At 72.5% G+C, this 2,898-nt stretch carries 2 protein-coding genes; one reads left to right on the top strand and one right to left on the bottom strand.

What is annotated here, in order from left to right:
* Positions 1 to 137: 137 nt before the first annotated feature.
* Positions 138 to 1,166, bottom strand: a complete 1,029-nt coding sequence (locus ACFWGJ_RS43145) for a glycosyltransferase family 2 protein (protein ID WP_387334435.1) — start codon at positions 1,164 to 1,166, stop codon at positions 138 to 140.
* A 214-nt stretch (positions 1,167 to 1,380) separates the two neighbouring features.
* Between ACFWGJ_RS43145 and ACFWGJ_RS43140 the strand changes: the two genes are divergently transcribed.
* A complete protein-coding gene (locus ACFWGJ_RS43140) occupies positions 1,381 to 2,760 on the top strand; it encodes an LCP family protein (RefSeq protein WP_387334437.1) in 1,380 nt (459 codons plus the stop codon).
* Positions 2,761 to 2,898: the final 138 nt, after the last annotated feature.

The raw sequence follows: 2,898 nt of genomic DNA, 5'->3' as shown, positions 1-2,898 counted from the left end.
CCCCTGGCCGGTGAACCCCCCGCCCGGGACCGGCGCCGGCCCGCCGGCCCGGCGGGGGCCCCCCACCCGGGGCGGGCCCCCAACCCCCCCCCCCCCCCCGGGGGTGGCGCCCCCTCGGTGGTTCGGGTGCCCGGTGCTCAGGTCTCGCTCAGCACCGCGGGGCGGCGGGACGCGATGACCTTCCTGGCCAGTGCCTTCGGGCTGGTGAGGAAGCCCCAGCCCCACGACATGTGCATGGTCGCCAGCGCCACCGGGATCCGCAGCCGCGCCTTCAGGGGCAGCCCCTTGCCCGCGGGCAGCGAGCCCAGCCCGATCGCGAGGAGGTAGCCGAGCGGGACCAGGAAGCCCCACGGGGTCGCCGCCGCGCCCGCCACGAGGCCGAGGACGATCGCGACGACCGCCGTCGGCGGCGCCAGATAGCGCAGGTTGATGGAGCCGGAGTGGTAGCGCGCCACGACATGGCGCCAACGGCCGTAGTCCTTGTACTGCTTGGCCAGGGCCTGTATCGAGGGGCGCGGACGGTAGGAGACCCGCAGTTCGGGCGAGAACCAGATGAGGCCGCCAGCCTCCCTGATGCGGAAGTTCAGCTCCCAGTCCTGGGCGCGGATGAACTCCTCGTTGTAGCCGCCCTGTTGCTCCAGCGCCGCCCGCCGGAAGACGCCCAGGTAGACCGTGTCCGCGGGGCCCGCCTGGCCGCCCGTGTGGAAGGCCGCGTTGCCCACGCCGATCTTCGAGGTCATGGCGGCGGCGACCGCGTGCTCCCAGTCGTTCTCGCCCTCGGCGTGCATGATGCCGCCGACGTTCTGCGCGCCGGTCTCCTCCAGGAGCCGCACGGCGGTCGCGATGTAGTTCGGCGAGAGCATGCCGTGCCCGTCGACGCGGACGACGACCGGGTGGCGGGACGCCTTGATCGCGGCGTTCAGTGCGGCGGGGGTGCGGCCGGTCGGGTTCGGGACCGTGTGCACCCGGGGATCCTCGCGGACGAGTTCGGCCGCGATCTCCTCCGTACGGTCCGACGAGGGACCGATGGCGATCACGACCTCCATCTCGCCCGCGTACTCCTGGGCGAGGATCGCTTGGACGGCTCCGCGCAGATGCCGTTCCTCGTTGAGGACGGGCATGATCACGGACACGGCGGGAAGCTGCACGGCGGGTTCGGCGTTCATCGCGGATTACGTTACCGCGAACGGGGGACACCGACGCGCGCCGCCCGGCCCCTGCACCGGGCAGCAGATCGTATGGGCCTACGGTGCTCACGGACCCCCACACCCGGCCTACGCGGAGGTGTCCGCTTTGCCCACCCCGCCCAGCCCACCCGCCCCTCCCCCGCGACAGCGTCCGGTACGGCAGCCCGTACGGGGCGGCCGGCCGCAGTGGGCCATGCGGGTGGCGACCGCACTGTCCGTGGCGGTGCTCGCGGCGGCCGGCGTCGGACACGCGGTGGTCACCGGTCTCGACTCCGACATCCACCGGATCGACCCCTTCAGGGACATGAAGAACCGGCCCGCCCGCGGCCACGGCATGAACGTGCTCCTGGTCGGCACCGACGGACGCGACCGGATCACGGCGCGGGAGAAGGAGGAGTACCGGCTCGGCGGCGCCCCCTGCCACTGCACGGACACCGTCATGATCGTGCACCTGTCGGAGGACCGGCGGCGGGCCAGTGTGGTGAGCCTGCCGCGCGACTCGTACGCCGAGACGCCCCCGCACGTCGACCGGACCACCGGCGACCGGCACAAGGCCCACCCGGTCAAGCTGAACGCGGCGTACGCGGAGGGCGGGCCGCAGCTGACCGTGCGCACGGTCGAGAAGATGACCGACGTGAAGATCGACCACTATCTGGAGGTCGACTTCATCAGCTTCATGAAGACCGTGGACGTGCTCGGCGGAGTGCGGATCTGCACGGTCCGGCCGCTGAAGGACACGGTCACCGGTCTCGACCTCGCACCCGGGACGCACGACCTGAACGGCGGACAGGCCCTGCAGTACGTGCGTTCGCGGCACGTCGACGGGGCCTCCGACCTCGGCCGGATGCAGCGTCAGCAGCGGTTCCTGGCGTCGCTGATCGAGCGGGCCACGTCCTCCGGTGTGCTGCTCAACCCGATCAGGTTCCGCGACGTGACGCAGTCCGTGCTCGGTTCCGTGCGGGCCGACAAGGGCTTCGGGACGAACGAACTCGTCGACCTGGGGCGGGCGATGCGGGGCTTCTCGCCGTCGTCCTCCGAGTTCACGACCGTCCCGATCGGGCAGATGGGGTACGCCGTCAAGGGCATCGGCTCCACGCTCAAATGGGACCCGAAGAAGGCGGGGCGGCTCTTCAGGACCCTGCGCGACGACAAGCCGCTGGCTCCGCACCGGGTGCGCTCCAAGGTGCTGAGCGTCGACGTGGCTCCGCAGCAGATCCGGGTGCAGGTGGAGAACGGGACGATGACCGCGGGGTTGGGGCGGCGGGTCGACAGCGGGCTTGCGGGGACGGGGTTCCGTACGACGCGGGCGCCGGTGAACGCGCAGGACCGGACGCTGCGGCGGACCGTCGTGCGGTACGACCCGCGCTGGGACCGGTCCGCGAAGTCGCTCGCGGCGGCGTTGCCGGGCAGTGAGCTGCACGCGGTGACGGGGCAGGGGCCGTTGCTGAAGGTGGTGGTGGGGGCGGACTTCTCGGGGGTCCGCAAGGTCCGGGCGGACGACCCGGCGCAGGGGGAGTTCGCGGCGGTCACCGGCGACCAGGTGATCTGCCCCGACCGGGGCAGCAACGGGTAGTCACACCGGTGCGGCACGGTGGGGGCCGTTCGCGCAGTTCCCCGCGCCCCTGAAGACGACACCTGCGGGCCCGTCGTGGCTGGCCGCGCAGTTCCCCGCGCCCCTAAAGGCTCGGCTGCGCCTTCGCCCCCTCAGGGG

The organism is Streptomyces sp. NPDC060205 (assembly GCF_042728395.1).
Lineage (GTDB): Bacteria > Actinomycetota > Actinomycetes > Streptomycetales > Streptomycetaceae > Streptomyces.
Note: the sequence above shows the minus strand (reverse complement) of the source record. Positions and strands in the feature narration are given on the sequence as shown.

Bases quoted from the DNA above. Each gene is read 5' to 3' on its own strand.
- ACFWGJ_RS43145 (WP_387334435.1), bottom strand. From the start codon at position 1,166: ATGAACGCCGAACCCGCCGTGCAGCTTCCCGCCGTGTCCGTGATCATG.
- ACFWGJ_RS43140 (WP_387334437.1), top strand. From the start codon at position 1,381: ATGCGGGTGGCGACCGCACTGTCCGTGGCGGTGCTCGCGGCGGCCGGC.